Source organism: Kitasatospora sp. NPDC048715, from assembly GCF_043198905.1.
Taxonomy (GTDB): Bacteria; Actinomycetota; Actinomycetes; order Streptomycetales; family Streptomycetaceae; genus Kitasatospora; species Kitasatospora lactacystinica.
On record NZ_JBICVH010000003.1, the window covers coordinates 497,540 to 514,558 of the forward strand.

The 17,019-nt window shown below is 71.1% G+C and carries 16 protein-coding genes and 1 pseudogene; 3 read left to right on the top strand and 14 right to left on the bottom strand.

All coding sequences use genetic code 11. The annotated features are described in order from the left end of the window. Positions 1-17: 17 nt before the first annotated feature. From ACGFSC_RS08955 to arc, 11 genes and pseudogenes are all read right to left on the bottom strand, one after another. Positions 18-992 (bottom strand): WYL domain-containing protein, encoded by a 975-nt coding sequence (locus tag ACGFSC_RS08955; RefSeq protein WP_359901160.1) that lies wholly within the window; start codon positions 990-992, stop codon positions 18-20. A gap of 177 nt (positions 993-1,169) precedes the next feature. Then, the gene (locus tag ACGFSC_RS08960; protein ID WP_359901163.1) at positions 1,170-1,553 is read right to left on the bottom strand and encodes an FKBP-type peptidyl-prolyl cis-trans isomerase; all 384 of its coding nucleotides are present in this window, start codon (positions 1,551-1,553) and stop codon (positions 1,170-1,172) included. A 163-nt stretch (positions 1,554-1,716) separates the two neighbouring features. Continuing rightward, on the bottom strand, positions 1,717-3,033 hold the full coding sequence (locus ACGFSC_RS08965) for an FKBP-type peptidyl-prolyl cis-trans isomerase (protein WP_359901166.1): 1,317 nt from the start codon (positions 3,031-3,033) through the stop codon (positions 1,717-1,719). 202 nt (positions 3,034-3,235) lie between these two features. Continuing rightward, a complete protein-coding gene (locus ACGFSC_RS08970; RefSeq protein ID WP_359901168.1) occupies positions 3,236-4,225 on the bottom strand; it encodes an FKBP-type peptidyl-prolyl cis-trans isomerase in 990 nt (329 codons plus the stop codon). Between the two features lie 136 nt (positions 4,226-4,361). Then, positions 4,362-5,723 carry a Pup--protein ligase gene (pafA, locus tag ACGFSC_RS08975; protein ID WP_359901171.1) on the bottom strand — a complete coding sequence of 454 codons (1,362 nt, stop codon included), beginning with the start codon at positions 5,721-5,723 and terminating at the stop codon, positions 4,362-4,364. 121 nt (positions 5,724-5,844) lie between these two features. Then, the gene (prcA, locus tag ACGFSC_RS08980) at positions 5,845-6,600 is read right to left on the bottom strand and encodes a proteasome subunit alpha (protein ID WP_359901174.1); all 756 of its coding nucleotides are present in this window, start codon (positions 6,598-6,600) and stop codon (positions 5,845-5,847) included. Positions 6,601-6,687: 87 nt separating this feature from the next. Beyond that, entirely contained in the window at positions 6,688-7,485 is a 798-nt protein-coding gene (prcB, locus tag ACGFSC_RS08985) for a proteasome subunit beta (protein ID WP_380352913.1), read from the bottom strand. Further along, a pseudogene (locus ACGFSC_RS08990) lies at positions 7,482-7,559 on the bottom strand (recombination endonuclease VII); the annotation flags it as partial. The gene prcB and the pseudogene ACGFSC_RS08990, both read right to left, overlap by 4 nt. Before the next feature lie 133 nt (positions 7,560-7,692). Continuing rightward, positions 7,693-7,911: a ubiquitin-like protein Pup gene (locus ACGFSC_RS08995; protein WP_188299085.1), complete on the bottom strand. Its 219-nt coding sequence runs from the start codon at positions 7,909-7,911 to the stop codon at positions 7,693-7,695. Between the two features lie 174 nt (positions 7,912-8,085). Further along, entirely contained in the window at positions 8,086-9,597 is a 1,512-nt protein-coding gene (gene dop, locus ACGFSC_RS09000; RefSeq protein WP_359901180.1) for a depupylase/deamidase Dop, read from the bottom strand. A gap of 228 nt (positions 9,598-9,825) precedes the next feature. Then, entirely contained in the window at positions 9,826-11,592 is a 1,767-nt protein-coding gene (gene arc, locus ACGFSC_RS09005; protein WP_359901182.1) for a proteasome ATPase, read from the bottom strand. Between the two features lie 286 nt (positions 11,593-11,878). Between arc and ACGFSC_RS09010 the strand changes: the two genes are divergently transcribed. Next, positions 11,879-12,184: a ferredoxin gene (locus ACGFSC_RS09010; protein ID WP_359901185.1), complete on the top strand. Its 306-nt coding sequence runs from the start codon at positions 11,879-11,881 to the stop codon at positions 12,182-12,184. Positions 12,185-12,240: 56 nt separating this feature from the next. Here the strand turns inward: ACGFSC_RS09010 and ACGFSC_RS09015 are convergent, their stop codons facing one another. From ACGFSC_RS09015 to ACGFSC_RS09025, 3 genes are all read right to left on the bottom strand, one after another. Then, positions 12,241-12,903 (bottom strand): hypothetical protein, encoded by a 663-nt coding sequence (locus ACGFSC_RS09015; protein ID WP_359901188.1) that lies wholly within the window; start codon positions 12,901-12,903, stop codon positions 12,241-12,243. Positions 12,904-12,988: 85 nt separating this feature from the next. Beyond that, the gene (locus ACGFSC_RS09020; protein WP_359901190.1) at positions 12,989-13,948 is read right to left on the bottom strand and encodes a tRNA (adenine-N1)-methyltransferase; all 960 of its coding nucleotides are present in this window, start codon (positions 13,946-13,948) and stop codon (positions 12,989-12,991) included. A 60-nt stretch (positions 13,949-14,008) separates the two neighbouring features. Further along, positions 14,009-15,226, bottom strand: a complete 1,218-nt coding sequence (locus ACGFSC_RS09025) for a site-2 protease family protein (protein WP_380352914.1) — start codon at positions 15,224-15,226, stop codon at positions 14,009-14,011. Between the two features lie 160 nt (positions 15,227-15,386). On the opposite strand from ACGFSC_RS09025, the gene ACGFSC_RS09030 reads away from it, so the two are divergent. Beyond that, entirely contained in the window at positions 15,387-16,286 is a 900-nt protein-coding gene (locus tag ACGFSC_RS09030) for a RecB family exonuclease (protein ID WP_359901196.1), read from the top strand. Continuing rightward, entirely contained in the window at positions 16,287-16,958 is a 672-nt protein-coding gene (locus ACGFSC_RS09035) for a response regulator transcription factor (RefSeq protein ID WP_188299078.1), read from the top strand. The last annotated feature ends 61 nt before the right edge of the window (positions 16,959-17,019 follow it).

Below are 17,019 nucleotides of genomic sequence, written 5' to 3' on the forward strand. Positions count from 1 at the left end.
CTGGTCGATGGCATTACTCACGGCCGCTCTCCCTCGATACCCGCGACCGCCCGCAGCCGGTCGACCACATCCGCCCGCAGCTCCTCCGGCCCGAGCACCAGCACGTCCGGCCCGAACTCGGCCAGGTCCGCGCCCAGCCCGTTGCCGTACGGGATCTCCAGCTCGTCCCAGGCCTCGTCCACCCGGGTGCTGCCCAGCGCCTTGGTGCGCAGCGGGAAGCCGGCGCCCCGGCGGACCCGGACGGTCGCGGTGGCGGTGGCCCCCTCCCCCGCGAACTTCGCCACGGTGGCCCGGACGTCCACGTGCTCGGGCACGGTGCCGAGGAACGCCCCGGACCTCGCCTTCACCTTGCCGGTGATCCGGCTGAGCCGGAACACCCGGGCGTCGCCGCGGTCGCGGTCGTACCCGGCCAGGTACCAGTGCCCGCGCCAGCACTCCAGCGCCCACGGCTCGACGCTGCGCTGCTCAGCGGCGGCGGCGCCGGCCTTGCGGTACTCGAAGGAGACCGGACGGCGGTCCCGGGCGGCGGTGAGCAGCGGCTCGAACGCGGCCTCCCGGGCGGGGATGCGCGGCTCCAGGGCGGTGCGGCCCTCGGCCTCGGCGAACGGCACCCCGGCCGCGCGCAGCTTCTGCAGGGCGCCGCTGGCCGCACCGGACATCTTGGCCTGCTGCCAGACCCGGGCGGCCAGGGTCAGCGCGGCCGCCTCCTCGGCGTCGAGGGCGATCTCGGGCAGCCGGTTGCGGTCGGCGCGGGCCAGGTAGCCGAGCTCGCCGTCCAGGGTGCTCTCGTCGACGTCGATCACCAGGCCGAGCTCGCGCAGGTCGTCCTTGTCCCGCTCGAACATCCGGTTGAAGGCGTCCTCGCTGCCGTTCTGCCAGGCCTCGCGGTACGCCTCGATGGACTCCCGCAGCTCCTTCTTGGAGAGCGGACGTCGGGTGTTCATCAGGCACAGGGCGAGATTCATCAGCCGCTCTGCCTTCGCGATCGCCATCGCTGACCCTTCCGGTGTGCCGCGCCGAGCGCGGGGTGCGCCAACCGGGCGATCACCACCCGGCGGGACCGACCGTACCGGTAGCGGTACGCACCGCAAAAGCGGCATCCCCGAACACCCCCGGACATGCCCGTGGGCCGGGCCCCCGGAGGGGTCCGGCCCACGGCGCGAGCAGGCTCAGACCGCCAGCAGGTCGACCACGAAGATCAGGGTCGAGCCGGCCGGGATGAGCGGCGTCGGCGACTGGTTGCCGTACGCCAGGCGCGCCGGGATGGTCAGCTCGCGGCGGCCGCCGACCTTCATGCCGACGACGCCCTGGTCCCAGCCCTTGATGACGCGGCCGCCGCCCAGCGGGAAGCGGAACTCGTTGGGGCTCCGGTTCCAGCTCGCGTCGAACTCCTCGCCGGTCTCGAAGGTCACACCGACGTAGCGGACGCTGACGTTCTGACCCCGCTTGGCCTCCTCGCCGTCACCGACGACGATGTCGCGGATCTGCAGCTCCGTCGGGGCGTCGCCGATCGGGAAGTCGATCTCGGGCTTCTCGTTGAGGTTGACGCTCACAGTCCCTCTTCTCACATTCGCTCTGCTGTCACGACCAAGCGGCGGGCGCCCGCACCCGGTCCGTTCTTCCCGGACCACGGTACGGGCGCCCGCCGCCCGTCCGGGTCCGGCCACGCGGCCGGACCCGGAGGTCACACGTACACCATTGTCACCCGAAAGTGGATCAGCCCTGACCCGCGTCGAGGATGTCCACCACGAAGACCAGCGTCGCGCCGGGCGGGATGTCGCCCTGGCCCTTGTCGCCGTAGCCCAGCGAGGCGGGGATCACCAGCTCGACCCGGCTGCCGACGGTCTGGCCCTCCAGGCCCTGGTCCCAGCCCTGGATGACCTGGCCGCCGCCGACCGGGAAGGTGAACGCCTGGCCCTTGCTGAGCGAGGAGTCGAACACCTTGCCGCTGGAGAACAGCGCGCCGGTGTACTGGACGACGACCTTCTCGCCCTTCTCCACCTTCGGCCCGGTGCCCTTGATCAGGACGTGCGACTTCAGCTCGGTCGGGTCCTTCGCGCCGGCCACCGGGGTGATCTCGGCCGGCTTCTTGCCGTTGTCCTTGACCTGCGGGAAGTCCGCCGGCGGCGGGGTGACGGTTCCGCTCACCACGGCGTCGGGCGCGTTGGCGTTGCGGACGTCGATCACGAAGATCAGGTCGTCCTTGGGGCCGATCGACATGTCGGCCTTGCCCTGGGCGCCGAACGCGGCGGCCGGCGGGGCCACCACCAGCAGCCGGCTGCCGGCCTTCTTGCCGATCACGGCCTGGTCCAGGGCCGGGATCAGCGCGTCGGTGCCGGCCTGGAAGATCTGCGGCTTCCCGTCGGCGTCGTACGAGCTCGGGATGTCCTTGCCGGTGTTCCAGTCCTTGGCGGTGTAGTCGACCGAGGCCCAGGAGTTCTTCTCCACCTTGGCGCCGGTGCCCTCGGTGAGCACCTTGACGACGAAGGAGCCGTCGGAGGCCTCGCCCGGCACCTGGATCTCGGCCTTCTTGCCGAAGTCCCCGGCGACCGTCGGCAGCACCTTGGCGCTGTCCTTGATCGGCGGCACCGGTTCGGCGGTCGGCGTGGGCGGCGCGCTCTTGGCCGCGTCCGGCTTGGCCGCGGCGCTGTCCTTGGAGCCGTCCTTGTTCACCACGTAGAGCGTGATGCCGCTGCCGACCAGCAGCAGCGCCAGCACCGTACCGAGGATCACGCCCAGCTTGCCGACACCGGGCGGGTTCTCGTCGTACCCGGCCTCCGAGCTGTCGGTCTTGCGCACGTTGGAGGCGAAGATCTGCGGGGCGTCGTCGTCCGTCCTGGTCCCGCCCGCGGGGCGCGGCGCCTCGCCGGGCTGCGCCCAGCCGGCCTGCTGCGCCAGGATCGCCGGGGGGACGACGATCGACTCGCGGTCCCCGCCGACCGGGCCGCCGGGACGGGAGGCGGCCGGGTCACCCGCAGAGCTGTCGTTCGCCGCGGTACCGGCCCCGCCCGGGCTCGGCGTCTTCTCAGTCATGACTCCCCATCCATCTCGCCACGAGGTCTTCCAGGTCTGCGTCCGGCGTGGGCACGCCGGCCTGATGTCGCACCGCCCGCCCGGACCTCGGCACCGGGCGGCGCCTGCCACAGTGCGTGGGCAGTATGACAGCTCAGGATGAGGGCGGACGCTTCGCTGTACGAGCGTCCGCCCAAGCGTACGGAATCCCCTGGGTGAGTTCCTAGACCGCTTCGAGAATGTCGATCACGAAGACCAGCGTCGAGTTCGCCGGCACCGAGCCCTGCGCCTTGTCCTGGTAGCCGAGCGCCGGCGGGACCACCAGCAGGACCCGGCTGCCGACGTTCTGCCCGACCAGGCCCTTGTCCCAGCCCTCGATCACGCTGCCGGTGCCGATCTGCACCGCCTGCGCGCCGCCGTGCGTCCAGGAGGAGTCGAACTGCTGGCCGTTGGCCCACAGCACTCCGGTGTACTGCACCACCAGGGTCTGCCCGCTCTTGACCTGCTTGCCCTCGCCCTTGATCAGCACCGCCTGCTGGAGGTCGGTGGGCGCGGCCTGTCCTTCCGGGATCGTGATCGTCACCGGCGCCTTGCCGTTGTCCTTGACCTGCGGCAGCGTCGCGGGCGGCTCGGTCATCGTCCCGGTGAGCGTGGAGTCCGGCGGCAGGCTCTCCATGATGTCCAGCACGAACACCACGGTGTCGCCCTTGCTGACGCCAAGCTGGCTGGAGCCCTGCTCGCCGAAGGCCGCCTCCGGCGGGGCCACCACCAGCAGCCGGGAGCCCACCTTCTTGCCGATCACGCTCTGGTCCAGCGCCGGCACCAGCTGCCCGCTGCCCGCCTGGTAGAGCTGCGGCTTGCCGTTGGCGTCGTACGAGCTCGGCAGGTCCTTGCCGGTGGTCCAGTCCTTGGCGGTGTAGTTGACCGTCACCCAGTCGCCCTTGTTGACGGTCGCCCGCTCACCCTCGATGACCGTGTTCACCACGAACTGGCCGCTGGGCTGCTGGCCCTCGGGAATGGTGATGGTGGCCTTGCTGCCGAATCCGCCACCCGAAAGAGTGGGCATCGGCGACGCCTCCGCGACCGGCGCGGGGACCGTCGGGGCGGCGCTCGCCGTGGACGGCGTCGCCGGGCCGGCCGCCTTGGGGGAACTGCTGCAGGCGACCGCGAGCAGCAACGGCAGGGTGAGAAGCAAACCGGCGGTGCGGCGCACGGTGGTCCTAACTGTCGGTCGAAGTCGGCTCTCCTGACTCGACGGACAGCGTATGCCCGGCACGCGTCCGGCCCCGGTAGACACCACCGGGGCCGGCCACCGCCTTGATCACAAGGCCTCGATCACACCGCCTCCACTACATCCCCGCGATCAGCTTCTCCACCCGCTCGTCCACCGAGCGGAACGGGTCCTTGCACAGCACCGTGCGCTGCGCCTGGTCGTTCAGCTTCAGGTGCACCCAGTCCACCGTGAAGTCCCGGCGCTGCTCCTGCGCCCGGCGGATGAAGTCCCCGCGCAGCCGGGCCCGGGTGGTCTGCGGCGGGATCGACTTGGCCTCGAAGGTCTTGAGGTCGGTGGTCACCCGCTGCGCCTGGCCCTTGCCCTGGAGCAGGTAGAACAGGCCGCGGCGGCGGTGGATGTCGTGGTACGCGAGGTCGATCTGGGCCACCCGCGGGTTGGACATGCTCATCCCGTGCTTCTCGCGGTAGCGCTCGATGAGCTTGTACTTCATGATCCAGTCGATCTCCTGGGCCACCCCGTCCAGCCGCTCGGTGCGGACGGCCTCCAGGGTGCGGCCCCACAGGTCGAGCACCCGGCCGACGGTGCCGGTGTTGATGCCCTTGCGGTCCGCGAACTCCAGGGCCTTCGTGTAGTACTCCTCCTGGATGTCCAGCGCGCTGGCCTCCCGGCCGTTGGCGAGCCGCACCTGGTGGGTGCCGGTGAGGTCGTGGCTGACCTCGCGGATCGCCCGGATCGGGTTCTCCAGGGTGAGGTCGCGCATCACCACGCCGGCCTCGATCAGCCGCAGCACCAGGTCGGTGGAGCCGACCTTGAGCAGCGTCGTGGTCTCGGACATGTTGGAGTCGCCGACGATCACGTGCAGCCGGCGGTAGCGCTCGGCGTCCGCGTGCGGCTCGTCCCGGGTGTTGATGATCGGGCGCGAACGGGTGGTGGCGGAGCTGACGCCCTCCCAGATGTGCTCGGCCCGCTGGCTGACGCAGAACACCGCGCCGCGCGGGGTCTGGAGCACCTTGCCCGCGCCGCAGATCAGCTGCCGGGTGACCAGGAACGGGATCAGCACGTCGGCGAGCCGGGAGAACTCGCCGTGCCGGGCCACACAGTAGTTCTCGTGGCAGCCGTAGGAGTTCCCGGCCGAGTCGGTGTTGTTCTTGAAGAGGTAGACGTCCCCCGCGATGCCCTCCTCGTGCAGCCGCCGCTCGGCGTCCACCAGGAGGCCTTCGAGGATCCGCTCGCCGGCCTTGTCGTGCGTCACCAGCTCGACGACGTCGTCGCACTCGGGGGTGGCGTACTCGGGGTGGGAGCCGACGTCGAGGTAGAGGCGGGCGCCGTTGCGCAGGAAGACGTTGCTGCTTCGGCCCCAGGAGACGACCCGGCGGAACAGGTACCGCGCGACCTCGTCCGGCGACAGCCGCCGCTGCCCGCGGAACGTGCAGGTCACGCCGTACTCGTTCTCCAGCCCGAAAATCCGGCGGTCCATGAGCACTCCATTCTCTGTCGGAGCTGTCCGAAACCGCCTCCACGACGGCTGGGCCGCCGCAGGGGCACCGGAGTCCCGCACGACGGCGGCGGGGCCGCCGTACGGAACTCCACAGGTACTGCTACACCGGCGTGCCGTCCGCCGGGTTGTCGTCGTCGTCCGCCTCGGCGGACTGGTCCCCGTCGAGCAGCCGGCCCAGCTGGTTGCCCAGGATCCGCTTGAACTTGCGCTGCTGGAACCGCTGGCGGTCGAGGACCGCGACCTCCAGCTGTTCCGGCGTGAGGCTGCGCGGGCTGCCGCCGTTGGGGTCGCGGGCGAGCGAGTCCACCGCGACCTTCACCGCCTCGGTGAGGCTCAGGCCGGCCCGGTGGCGCTGGCCCAGGTAGTTGCCGATCGAGTCGGCGTTGCCGCCGACCACCACGTAGTTCTTCTCGTCCACGACCGAGCCGTCCGGCGTGAGCCGGTAGATCTGGTCGTTGTCGGAGGTGCGGCCGACCTCGGCCACGATCAGCTCGACCTCGTACGGCTTCTCGCCGACCGAGGAGAAGATGGTGCCCAGGGTCTGGGCGTACACGTTGGCCAGGCCCCGGGCCGTGACGTCGGCCCGGTCGTAGGAGTAGCCGCGCAGATCGGCGTAGCGGACGCCGCCGATGCGCAGGTTCTCGAACTCGTTGTAGCGGCCGACCGCCGCGAAGGCGATCTTGTCGTAGATCTCGGAGACCTTGTGGAGCGCCCTGGAGGTGTTCTCCGCGACGAAGACGATGCCGTCGGCGTAGGTGAGCACGACCACGCTGCGGCCGCGCGCGATGCCCTTGCGGGCGTACTCCGCGCGGTCCGCCATGGCCTGCTGGGGTGAGACGTAGAACGGTGTCGACACCGGCGGTCGTCCCTTTCCTGTGAGGTGGTGGCGTGGGGAGTGTCCTGTGGAACTCAGCCGGGTCCGCCTAGATCCACAGGACACCCCCTAGATCAGCGGGGCCTGCGGGCCGTTGGGCCGGGCCAGGCGCTCGTCGGTGATGGCGACGGCGACCTCCGTGACCTCCGCCTCGGTGAGTCGGCGGAAGCCGTCCTCGGTGATCAGCGAGACGATCGGGAAGATCTTGCGGGCGAGGTCCGGGCCGCCGGTGGCGGAGTCGTCGTCGGCCGCGTCGTACAGCGCCTGGACGACCATGGTGACGGCCTGGTCGGCCGTCAGCCCCTCGCTGTAGAGCTTCTTCATCGAGCCGCGTGCGAAGACCGAGCCGGAGCCGGTGGCGGTGAAGCCGCGCTCCTCGGACCGCCCGCCGGTGACGTCGTAGTTGAAGATCCGGCCGCGGCCGAGGTCCAGGTCGTAGCCGGCGAACAGCGGCACCACCGCGAGGCCCTGCATCGCCATGCCCAGGTTGCCCCGGATCATGGTGGTGAGCCGGTTGGCCTTGCCCTCCAGGGAGAGCGTGGTGCCCTCGATCTTCTCGTAGTGCTCCAGCTCCAGTTGGAACAGCCGGACCATCTCGATCGCGAGGCCCGCGGTGCCGGCCACGCCGACCGCGCTGAACTCGTCGGCCGGGAACACCTTCTCCATGTCGCGCTGGGCGATCACGTTGCCCATCGTGGCCCGGCGGTCACCCGCGATCACCACGCCGCCGTCGAAGGTCGCGGCCACGATCGTGGTCCCGTGCGGGGCCTCGACCACGGCGCCCTCGGGGAGCCCGCGGCGACCGGGGACCAGCTCCGGCTTGTGCTCGGCGAGGAAGTCGATGAACGAGGACGACCCCGGGGTCAGGAAGGCAGCCGGTAGACGCCCGGTGCCACGAGTGTTGGCTTCCACACGATTCCTTCCAGGTAGCTTGAAGCGCGCGCTGCCCGCACCCTACCCGCCCGACGATCACTGTCCACGGGTGGAGGGGCCGGTGCCGGACGGCCGGGCGGTGCTCGCCGCCCGGCCGCCCCGGACGGTCGCGACCGTGAATTCGGAATGCCCGGGTGCGGGCTATTGCCCGCCCTTCTGGACGAATCCGCGCACGAAATCCTCGGCATTCGACTCGAGGACCTCGTCGATTTCGTCCAGCACCGCGTCGACGTCGTCGCTCAGCTTTTCCTGGCGCTCCTTGAGGTCGTCGGAATTCTGGCTTTCCGCGGCCTGCTCCTCGACCTCCTCGGAGGAACGGTTTGCCCGCTGCTGGCCGCCGCCGGTGTCCTTGCTCGCCATTTCCCTCACCCCGCTCGATTCGTCTGGCACGGTTCGGTCGTTGCTTGCTGCACCGACCCTATACACAAGGTGCGACTGCCGCTCCCGGTTCGCCGGTGGCGCTTCCTGTCCAACACCCGCTGCCACCCCGAATGATTCCCATTCGGCGGACGTTCACCCATGGTGATCGAAAAGTTACCCGCCGGCCAGCACCCGGAGCAGGTCCTCGGCCGTGCGGCAGCGGTCCAGCAGCTCCTTGACGTGGTTGCGGGTGCCGCGCAGCGGCTCCAGGGTGGGGACGCGCTGCAACGAGTCCCGGCCCGGCAGGTCGAAGATCACCGAGTCCCAGGAGGCCGCCGCGACGTGGTCCGCGTACTGCTCCAGACAGCGACCGCGGAAGTACGCCCTGGTGTCCTCCGGCGGCTTGGAGACGGCCCGCTCCACCTCGTCCTCGGTGACCAGCCGCTCGAACCGCCCGCGGGCCACCAGACGGTTGTAGAGGCCCTTCTCGGGCCGTACGTCGCTGTACTGGAGGTCGACCAGGTGCAGTCGCGGGTTGTCCCACTCCAGGGCGTCCCGGCTGCGGTAGCCCTCCAGGATCTCCCGCTTGGCGATCCAGTCCAGCTGCCGGGACAGCGACATCGGGTCGCGCTCCAGCCGGCCCAGGACGTCCTCCCAGCGCGCCAGCACGTCCACCGTCTGCTCGTCCGCGTCGGTGCCGAAGCGGTCCTCCACGTACTTGCGGGCCAGCTCGAAGTACTCCAGCTGGAGCTGGACGGCGGTGAGCCGGCGCCCGTTGCGCAGGGTGATCAGGTGCTTGAGCGTCGGGTCGTGGGAGACCCGGTGCAGGGTGCGCACCGGCTGGTCCACCGCGAGGTCGGCGGCGATGAAGGAGTCCTCGATCATCGACAGGACCAGCGAGGTGGTGCCCAGCTTGAGGTAGGTGGAGATCTCGGAGAGGTTGGCGTCCCCGATGATCACGTGCAGTCGGCGGTACTTCTCGGCGTCGGCGTGCGGCTCGTCCCGGGTGTTGATGATCGGGCGCTTGAGCGTCGTCTCCAGGCCGACCTCGACCTCGAAGTAGTCCGCCCGCTGGCTGATCTGGAAGCCGTGCGCGGAGCCGTCCTGGCCGATGCCGACCCGGCCGGCGCCGGTGACCACCTGGCGGGAGACGAAGAACGGGGTGAGGTGGCGGACGATGTCGGCGAACGGTGTCGCCCGCTTCATCAGGTAGTTCTCGTGGGTGCCGTAGGAGGCGCCCTTGTTGTCGGTGTTGTTCTTGTAGAGGTGGATGGTCTGCCCGTTGGGCAGTTCCAGCGCGCGTTGTGCCGCGGCCGCCATGATCCGCTCGCCGGCCTTGTCCCAGAGCACGGCGTCACGCGGGTTGGTCACCTCGGGCGAGCTGTACTCGGGGTGCGCGTGGTCCACGTAGAACCGGGCCCCGTTGGTGAGGATGACGTTGGCGAGGCCGATGTCCTCGTCGGTCAGCTGGCTGGCGTCCGCGACCTCGCGGGCCAGGTCGAACCCCCGTGCGTCGCGCAGCGGGTTCTCCTCCTCGAAGTCCCAGCGGGCCCGCCGTGCCCGGTGCATCGCCGCCGCGTACGCGTTGACGATCTGGGACGAGGTGAGCATGGCGTTGGCGTTGGGGTGCCCGGGCACGGAGATCCCGTACTCGGTCTCGATGCCCATCACGCGCCGTACGGTCATGCGGCCCTCCTTGCCCGGTGCGCCGCCCCCGACGGGCGGAGCACTCTGACGTACCGCCGAACAACACCGACGCCGGGCCTCTGCCCGCGGACGGTGGGTCGAGCCTAGAACCCGGCGCCGAGCGGCGGGCCCGGAGACGCGCCGTCCGGCTGCGGGGCCGCGAGGCGCCACAGCCGGACGGTGTGCGTACAGCTCCGGGGACCGCTGCCGGCCCGGACAACCGCGTGCTTACAGGTACTGCCCCGTGTTGGCGACAGTGTCGATCGAGCGGCCGGACTCGGCGCCCTGCTTGCCGGTGACCAGCGTGCGGATGAAGACGATCCGCTCGCCCTTCTTGCCGGAGATGCGGGCCCAGTCGTCCGGGTTGGTGGTGTTCGGGAGGTCCTCGTTCTCCTTGAACTCGTCCACGCAGGCGGCGAGCAGGTGGGAGACGCGCAGACCGCGCTGACCGTGGTCGAGGAAGTCCTTGATGGCCATCTTCTTCGCGCGGTCGACGATGTTCTGGATCATCGCGCCGGAGTTGAAGTCCTTGAAGTACAGGACCTCCTTGTCACCGTTGGCGTAGGTGACCTCCAGGAAGCGGTTCTCCTCGGTCTCGGAGTACATCCGCTCCACCACCGACTGGATCATCGCGGCCACCGTGGCCCCGACGGAGCTGTCGTGCTCCTTGAGGTCGTCCGGGTGGAACGGCAGCGAGTCCTTGAGGTACTTGGAGAAGATGTCCTTCGCGGCCTCGGCGTCCGGGCGCTCGATCTTGATCTTGACGTCCAGGCGGCCGGGCCGCAGGATCGCCGGGTCGATCATGTCCTCGCGGTTGGAGGCGCCGATGACGATGACGTTCTCCAGGCCCTCCACGCCGTCGATCTCGGCGAGCAGCTGCGGGACGATGGTGTTCTCCACGTCCGAGCTGACGCCGGAGCCGCGGGTGCGGAACAGCGACTCCATCTCGTCGAAGAAGACGATGACGGGCGTGCCCTCGCCCGCCTTCTCCCGGGCCCGCTGGAAGACCAGGCGGATCTGCCGCTCGGTCTCGCCCACGTACTTGTTGAGCAGCTCGGGGCCCTTGATGTTGAGGAAGTAGCTCTTCCCCTGGGGGCGGCCGGTGACCTCGGCGACCTTCTTGGCCAGCGAGTTGGCGACCGCCTTGGCGATCAGCGTCTTGCCGCAGCCGGGCGGGCCGTAGAGCAGCACGCCCTTGGGCGGGCGCAGCTCGTACTCCTTGAACAGGTCGGCGTGCAGGTAGGGCAGCTCGACCGCGTCGCGGATCAGCTCGATCTGGTTGCTCAGACCGCCGATCTGGCGGTAGTCGATGTCCGGGACCTCCTCGAGGACCAGCTCCTCGACCTCGGACTTCGGGACGACCTCGAAGACGTAGCCGGAGCGGGGCTCCAGCAGCAGGGCGTCCCCGGACCGGATGGTCAGCCCACGCAGCGGTTCGGCGAGGCGCACCACCCGCTCCTCGTCGGTGTGCCCCAGCACCAGGGCGCGCTCGCCGTCCTCCAGGAGCTCCTTGAGGGTGACGATCTCGCCGATGTTCTCGAAGGCCATCGCGTCCACGATGTTGAGGGCCTCGTTGAGCATCACTTCCTGGCCGCGCCGCACCTCGTCGAGGGCGACGCTCGGGCTGACGTTCACGCGGAGCTTGCGCCCCCCGGTGAAGATGTCCGCGGTGCCGTCCTCGTTCGCGTCGAGGAAGGTGCCGAAGCCGGCCGGGGGCTGTGCCAGCCGGTCCACTTCCTCCTTGAGGGCCACGATCTGGTCGCGGGCCTCTCGCAGGGTGGAGGCGAGCCGTTCGTTCTGGGCGGTCACGCCCGCCAGGTTGGTCTGGAGCTCGACGATCCGCTCTTCGAGGATCCTCGAATTGCGCGGCGAGTCGGCGAGCTTGCGGCGCAACACGGCGATTTCCTGCTCAAGGTACGAGACCTGAGCGGCCTCGTCGGAACCACGAGCGGGCCTGCCGGTGCTGCGGTTGTAGTCGTCATCGTGGGCTGCCACGGTCCTCACCTCCTCCGGGGAGCTGGACGCTTCCAGACCCTACCTGGGACCAGGGGTCCGTAAACCCCTAGATCAAGAAAGATGGAACGGGCGTGTCCGATCTTCGCCCCAGCGTGCTTCCCCTCTGCTAAGGGGGATACCCACCGCGCACCACCCAAAGCGGGCCAGATGTATCGTCGAGCGAAGTGATATCCGATCGCGACCACAAGTCGAGGTCCGATCGTTGTACGAATGGCGGGATTGCTCCAGGAATAGGGGCGACCCGGGACAGAAACGGCAGGGGACCATGTCGGTGACCGAGCAGACGGCGGCAGCGGCCGAAGAGCTGGAGGTGTGGATCGACCAGGATCTGTGCACCGGCGACGGCATCTGCGTGCAGTACGCGCCCGAGGTCTTCGAGCTCGACATCGACGGGCTGGCCTATGTGAAGGGGCCGGACGACGAGCTGCGCCAGCAGCCCGGGGAGACCGCCCCGGTGTCGCTGACGATCCTTCAGGACGTGGTGGACTCGGCGAAGGAGTGCCCCGGCGACTGCATCCACGTGCGCCGGGTCGCCGACCGGGTCGAGGTGTACGGGCCGGACGCGGAGTAGCCGGCCCGCGGATCAGCGGGTCCGCGCGGTGGTCGGTCCGCGCGGTGGCCGGTCCGTCACACGGCGGAGAGCGGGGCGGCGGTCTGGGAGCGATCCCAGCCGCCGCTCCTGTGCGTCCAGGTGAGGTCGACCGAGATGTCGGGCCGGAACCGCGGCACGTCCTCGCTCGAATACCCCTGCGCGTGGCCGGTGATGGCGCCGTCCGAACGCACCGCGATCCGGCTCACGGTGAGGTTCTCGCGCTCGGTCAGCAGCGTGGCCACCACCTCCGGGCGCCCGCCCGGGCCGAAGCCGAGCAGCAGGACGGCGTCCGGCGGGGTGCCGGTCTCGGTGGCGCAGTGCGCGGTGACCACCGTGGCGGGGCGCCCGTCGCCGAGCCGCGCGGACACGCTGAGCGCCGTCTTGACCGGGAACGGGCCGCAGTCCAGCGGGAGTTGGACCTGGGCCGGGTCGGGGCCCGCGCTCACCGCGAGGGACGTGGGCACGGGGTGCGCGGGCACCGGGGTGCCGGTCGCCGGGGAGGCCGCCAATGCGGCCCCCACCACCGCGCCGCAGCCGGCCAGGGCGACGGCCCAGTGCCAGGGGGCGGTGCGCGCGTGCCCGGGCCCGGAGCGGCTCCGCGGTGTCCGCTGTCCAGCCGTCGCCGTCGTCGTCCCGACCGCGGTCTCCACCAGGCGTCCCCTCCAGAGCTCCAGGAGCTGGTCTGCGTGCGCGAGCATCGTCCCACACCGTGATCGGCGGGATGCGAAAGGGGTGGTACGAGCGGTGTGCTCGTACCACCCCTTTCGCGGTGGGTTTCGGGGCTCAGCCCAGGTCGGGCTGCTCCGTCTCCGTGTCGCGGGCGGCCTTGCGGGCGGCGGCGCGCTCCTGGAGGGTGGGCTCGGGCGCCCCGTTGTCGTAGTCCTCGCCGTACGCGCCCTTGGCCGGACGGCGGCGGCGCAGCGGCGGCTCCACACCGTCCGCCAGGCGGCGGGCGGTGAGCAGGAAGCCGGTGTGGCCGATCATCCGGTGGTCCGGGCGGACCGCCAGACCCTCCAGGTGCCAGGTGCGGACCATGGTCTCCCAGGCCTGCGGCTCGGTGAAGGTGCCGTGGTCGCGCAGCGCCTCGACGGTCCTGGACATCTGCGTGGTGGTGGCCACGTAGCAGCAGATGAGGCCGCCGGGGACGAGCGCCTCGGAGGCGACGTCCAGGCACTCCCAGGGGGCCAGCATGTCGAGGATGACGCGGTCGACGTCGGTCTCGACCAGGTTGTCCTGGAGGTCGCCGACGGTGAGCTTCCACGCCGGGTGCGGGCCGCCGAAGTAGCGCTCGACGTTCCCCTGGGCGATGTCGGCGAAGTCCTGCCGGCGCTCGTAGGAGGCCAGCATGCCGTGCTCGCCGACGGCGCGCAGCAGGTACATGCTGAGCGCGCCGGACCCGACGCCGGCCTCGATCACGCGGGCACCCGCGAAGATGTCGGCCATGGCCAGGATCTGGCCGGCGTCCTTGGGGTAGATCACGGCGGCGCCGCGCGGCATGGACAGGACGTAGTCGGGGAGCAGGGGACGCAGCGCGAGGTACGGGACGTTCCCCGTGGTGCGCACGACCGTGCCCTCGGGAGCGCCGATCAGCTCGTCATGCGGGAACGCACCCTTGTGGGTGTGGAACTGGTTCCCGGCCTGGAGCGTGAACGTGTAGTGGCGACCCTTGGGATCGGTCAGCTGGACCTGGTCCCCGACCTGGAAGGGCCCGCGTCTGCGGGCGGCACCGGTCGGTTCGGACATGCCGACAATCCTAAGGGAAGCGGAGCCTCCCGCCCTACCACCATGATCGGCGGGCGTCGGTCAGCGGCCGGAGACGGCGGCGGTCAGCCGCTGCTCGATGTCGCTGAGCGAGGCGACGCCGTACACCCGGCCGTCCGCCTCGACCACCAGGTACTCCGCCGCCGGGGTGGCCTGGACGGCCCGCAGCAGGTCCTCGCCGCCGAGGTCGGCGCTCAGCCGCATCCCGGGTTCGAGGTCGCGGGCGAGCGGTCCGACGGCCACCCAGGGGCGGCGGTGCTCGGGCACCGACCGGACGGCGGCCTCGCGCACGAGGGCGATCGGCTCGCCCCGGCCGTCCACCACGATCACCGCGCCGGCCCGGGCCTCGCGGGCGCGGCGCAGCGCCTCGCCCAGCGGGGTGTCGGCGGTGACCTCGACGGCCCGCCGGGCCAGCTCGCGCAGCCGCAGGCCGGGCAGCACCTCCTTGAGCCGGGCGTTGCGCAGGCTGCCGGTGGCACCGTTCCAGATGATCGCGGCGAGCACCGCGGCCAGCAGGGCGTCCACCAGGGTGTCGGTGGTGGTGCGCTCGACCCCGCGGGCGGCGCTCAGCAGCGGCAGGCCGATCAGCACCGCGACGGCCAGCCCGCGGCCTACCCAGGCGGCGACCACCGTGCCGGTCATCGGCTTGCCGCTGATCGCCCAGACGACCGCGCGCAGCATCCGGCCGCCGTCCAGCGGCAGGCCGGGCAGCAGGTTGAAGGCGGCGACCACCAGGTTGGAGATCATCAGGCCGGTGAGCAGCACCCCGGGCACGGTGGAGAGCTCCACCGCCCGCACCCCGAGGTAGAACAGGCCGCCGAGCAGCAGCGAGAGCAGCGGGCCGACGAAGGCCAGCCAGAACTCCCGCCAGGGGCTCTCCGCCTCGTTCTCGATCTCGGAGACCCCGCCGAAGAACTGCAGCTGGATCCGCCGCACCCCGAGCTTGTAGCGCAGCGCGACCAGGGTGTGGGCGAGCTCGTGCACCAGGACGGAGGCGTAGAAGGCGACCGCGAAGAAGAACGCGACCAGGTAGCGGGCGCCGCCGAGGTCGGGCAGGACGTCGCCCAGCTGTCCGCCGAACACCCAGGTGATCAGTGCGGCGATGAGGAACCAGGACGGGGTGACGTAGACGGGCACGCCGAAGGGCCGGCCCATCAGGATGCCGCCGCGGCGCTCGGGCGGCGCCCCGGCCGGGCGCCCGTCGCCCGCCCGCGGTGGCCGGTCGGAGGGCTGCTGCCCCCTGCTGTCGCTCACCGTGATCCCTTCGGTCGTCTCCCCCGTCGTGCCCGGTACGCCCACGCTACGTGATCGCCGCCCCCCGGCGCCGCGCGGCCCTCCCCCCGGCTTCATACCCACTCCCGCGCGTCCGTGGCAGCACCGTGGCAGCGGGATGACAGGAAAGGGCAATAGGGTCGTAGCCATGCAGCACACCGACACCAGCAGTGCCGCCGTGCGTCCGGCGGCACCCCCGACCGGGCTCTCCCCGTCCCGAGCGGGGGACTTCCTCACCTGTCCCCTGCTGTACCGGCTGCGGGTGATCGACCGGCTGCCGGAGCCGCCGAGCCCGGCGGCGACCCGGGGCACGCTGGTGCACGCGGTGCTGGAGAGGCTGTTCGACAGCCCGGCGGCCGAGCGGACGCCGGAGCGGGCGCTGGGCCTGCTGCGCCCGCAGTGGGAGCGGCTGCTGGGCGAGCGCCCGGAGCTGGGCACGCTGTTCCCGGAGGACCCGGACGGCGCGGCGCTGACCCGCTGGCTGGCGGACGCCGAGAAGCTGGTCGGCCAGTGGTTCCGGCTGGAGGACCCGACCCGGCTGCACCCGGTGGAGCGGGAGCTCTACGTGGAGACGGCCCTGGGTTCGGGGCTGCTGCTGCGCGGCTACATCGACCGGGTGGACGTCGCCCCGACCGGTGAGGTCCGGCTGGTGGACTACAAGACCGGCCGGGCGCCCTCGCGGGACTTCGAGGGCAAGGCGATGTTCCAGATGAAGTTCTACGCCCTGGTGGTGTGGCGCTGGAAGGGCGTGATCCCCAAGCGCCTCCAGCTGGTCTACCTCGGCGGCGGCGGGGACGTGGTCAGCTACGACCCGGACGAGGCCGACCTGCTCGCGGTGGAGCGCAAGCTCCAGGCGCTGTGGGAACGGATCGGCCACGCGGTGGCCACCGGGGACTTCCCGGCCACCCGCAACCGCCTCTGCGACTGGTGCGACCACCAGGCCAGCTGCCCGGAGTTCGGCGGCACCCCGCCGCCGTACCCGCTGCCGCTGGCGCGTACGTCGGATGAGAGCGATCCCACGGGGGATCCGATGAGCAAGGAGTCCTAGGTGACGATCCGAGTGCTGCTGGTCGACGACCAGCCGCTGCTGCGCACCGGTTTCCGGATGATCCTGGAGGCCGAGTCCGATCTCGTGGTGGTCGGCGAGGCCGGCGACGGCCAGCAGGCGCTGGACCAGGTGCGGGCGCTGCAGCCCGACGTGGTGCTGATGGACATCCGGATGCCCAGGATGGACGGCGTCGAGGCGACCCGCCGGATCGCCGGCCCGGGGCGGGACGGCCCGGCCAAGGTGCTGGTGCTGACCACCTTCGACCTGGACGAGTACGTGGTGGAGGCGCTGCGCGCGGGCGCCAGCGGCTTCCTGCTGAAGGACGTCCCGGCCGAGGAGCTGGTGCAGGCGATCCGGGTGGTCGCGGACGGCGCGGCGATGCTGGCGCCGAGCATCACCCGCCGGCTGCTGGACATGTACGCCACCAAGCTGCCCTCGGGCGACGAGGCGCCGCCGCAGGCGCTGAGCGCGCTGACCGAGCGCGAGCTGGAGGTGCTGAAGCTGGTGGCGCGCGGGCTGTCGAACGCGGAGATCGCGGCCGAGCTGTTCGTCAGCGAGACCACCGTGAAGACGCACGTGGGCCATGTGCTGACCAAGCTGCAGCTGCGCGACCGGGTCCAGGCGGCCGTGTACGCCTACGAGAGCGGACTGGTGCGCCCGGGCGCCCTGTAGGGGCGGCGGCGGCCGCCCGCGGCTGCTGAAACGTCACGGCGGCCCGTCCGCTCCCCCGTCG

What these genes read in the sequence shown, in the direction of transcription:
- ACGFSC_RS09030 (WP_359901196.1), top strand. Translation starts at nt 15,387, where the DNA reads ATGCAGCACACCGACACCAGCAGTGCCGCCGTGCGTCCGGCGGCACCC.
- ACGFSC_RS08965 (WP_359901166.1), bottom strand. Translation starts at nt 3,033, where the DNA reads ATGACTGAGAAGACGCCGAGCCCGGGCGGGGCCGGTACCGCGGCGAAC.
- ACGFSC_RS09015 (WP_359901188.1), bottom strand. Translation starts at nt 12,903, where the DNA reads ATGCTCGCGCACGCAGACCAGCTCCTGGAGCTCTGGAGGGGACGCCTG.
- ACGFSC_RS09020 (WP_359901190.1), bottom strand. Translation starts at nt 13,948, where the DNA reads ATGTCCGAACCGACCGGTGCCGCCCGCAGACGCGGGCCCTTCCAGGTC.
- ACGFSC_RS08955 (WP_359901160.1), bottom strand. Translation starts at nt 992, where the DNA reads ATGGCGATCGCGAAGGCAGAGCGGCTGATGAATCTCGCCCTGTGCCTG.
- dop (WP_359901180.1), bottom strand. Translation starts at nt 9,597, where the DNA reads ATGACCGTACGGCGCGTGATGGGCATCGAGACCGAGTACGGGATCTCC.
- pafA (WP_359901171.1), bottom strand. Translation starts at nt 5,723, where the DNA reads ATGGACCGCCGGATTTTCGGGCTGGAGAACGAGTACGGCGTGACCTGC.
- ACGFSC_RS09010 (WP_359901185.1), top strand. Translation starts at nt 11,879, where the DNA reads ATGTCGGTGACCGAGCAGACGGCGGCAGCGGCCGAAGAGCTGGAGGTG.
- ACGFSC_RS08995 (WP_188299085.1), bottom strand. Translation starts at nt 7,911, where the DNA reads ATGGCGAGCAAGGACACCGGCGGCGGCCAGCAGCGGGCAAACCGTTCC.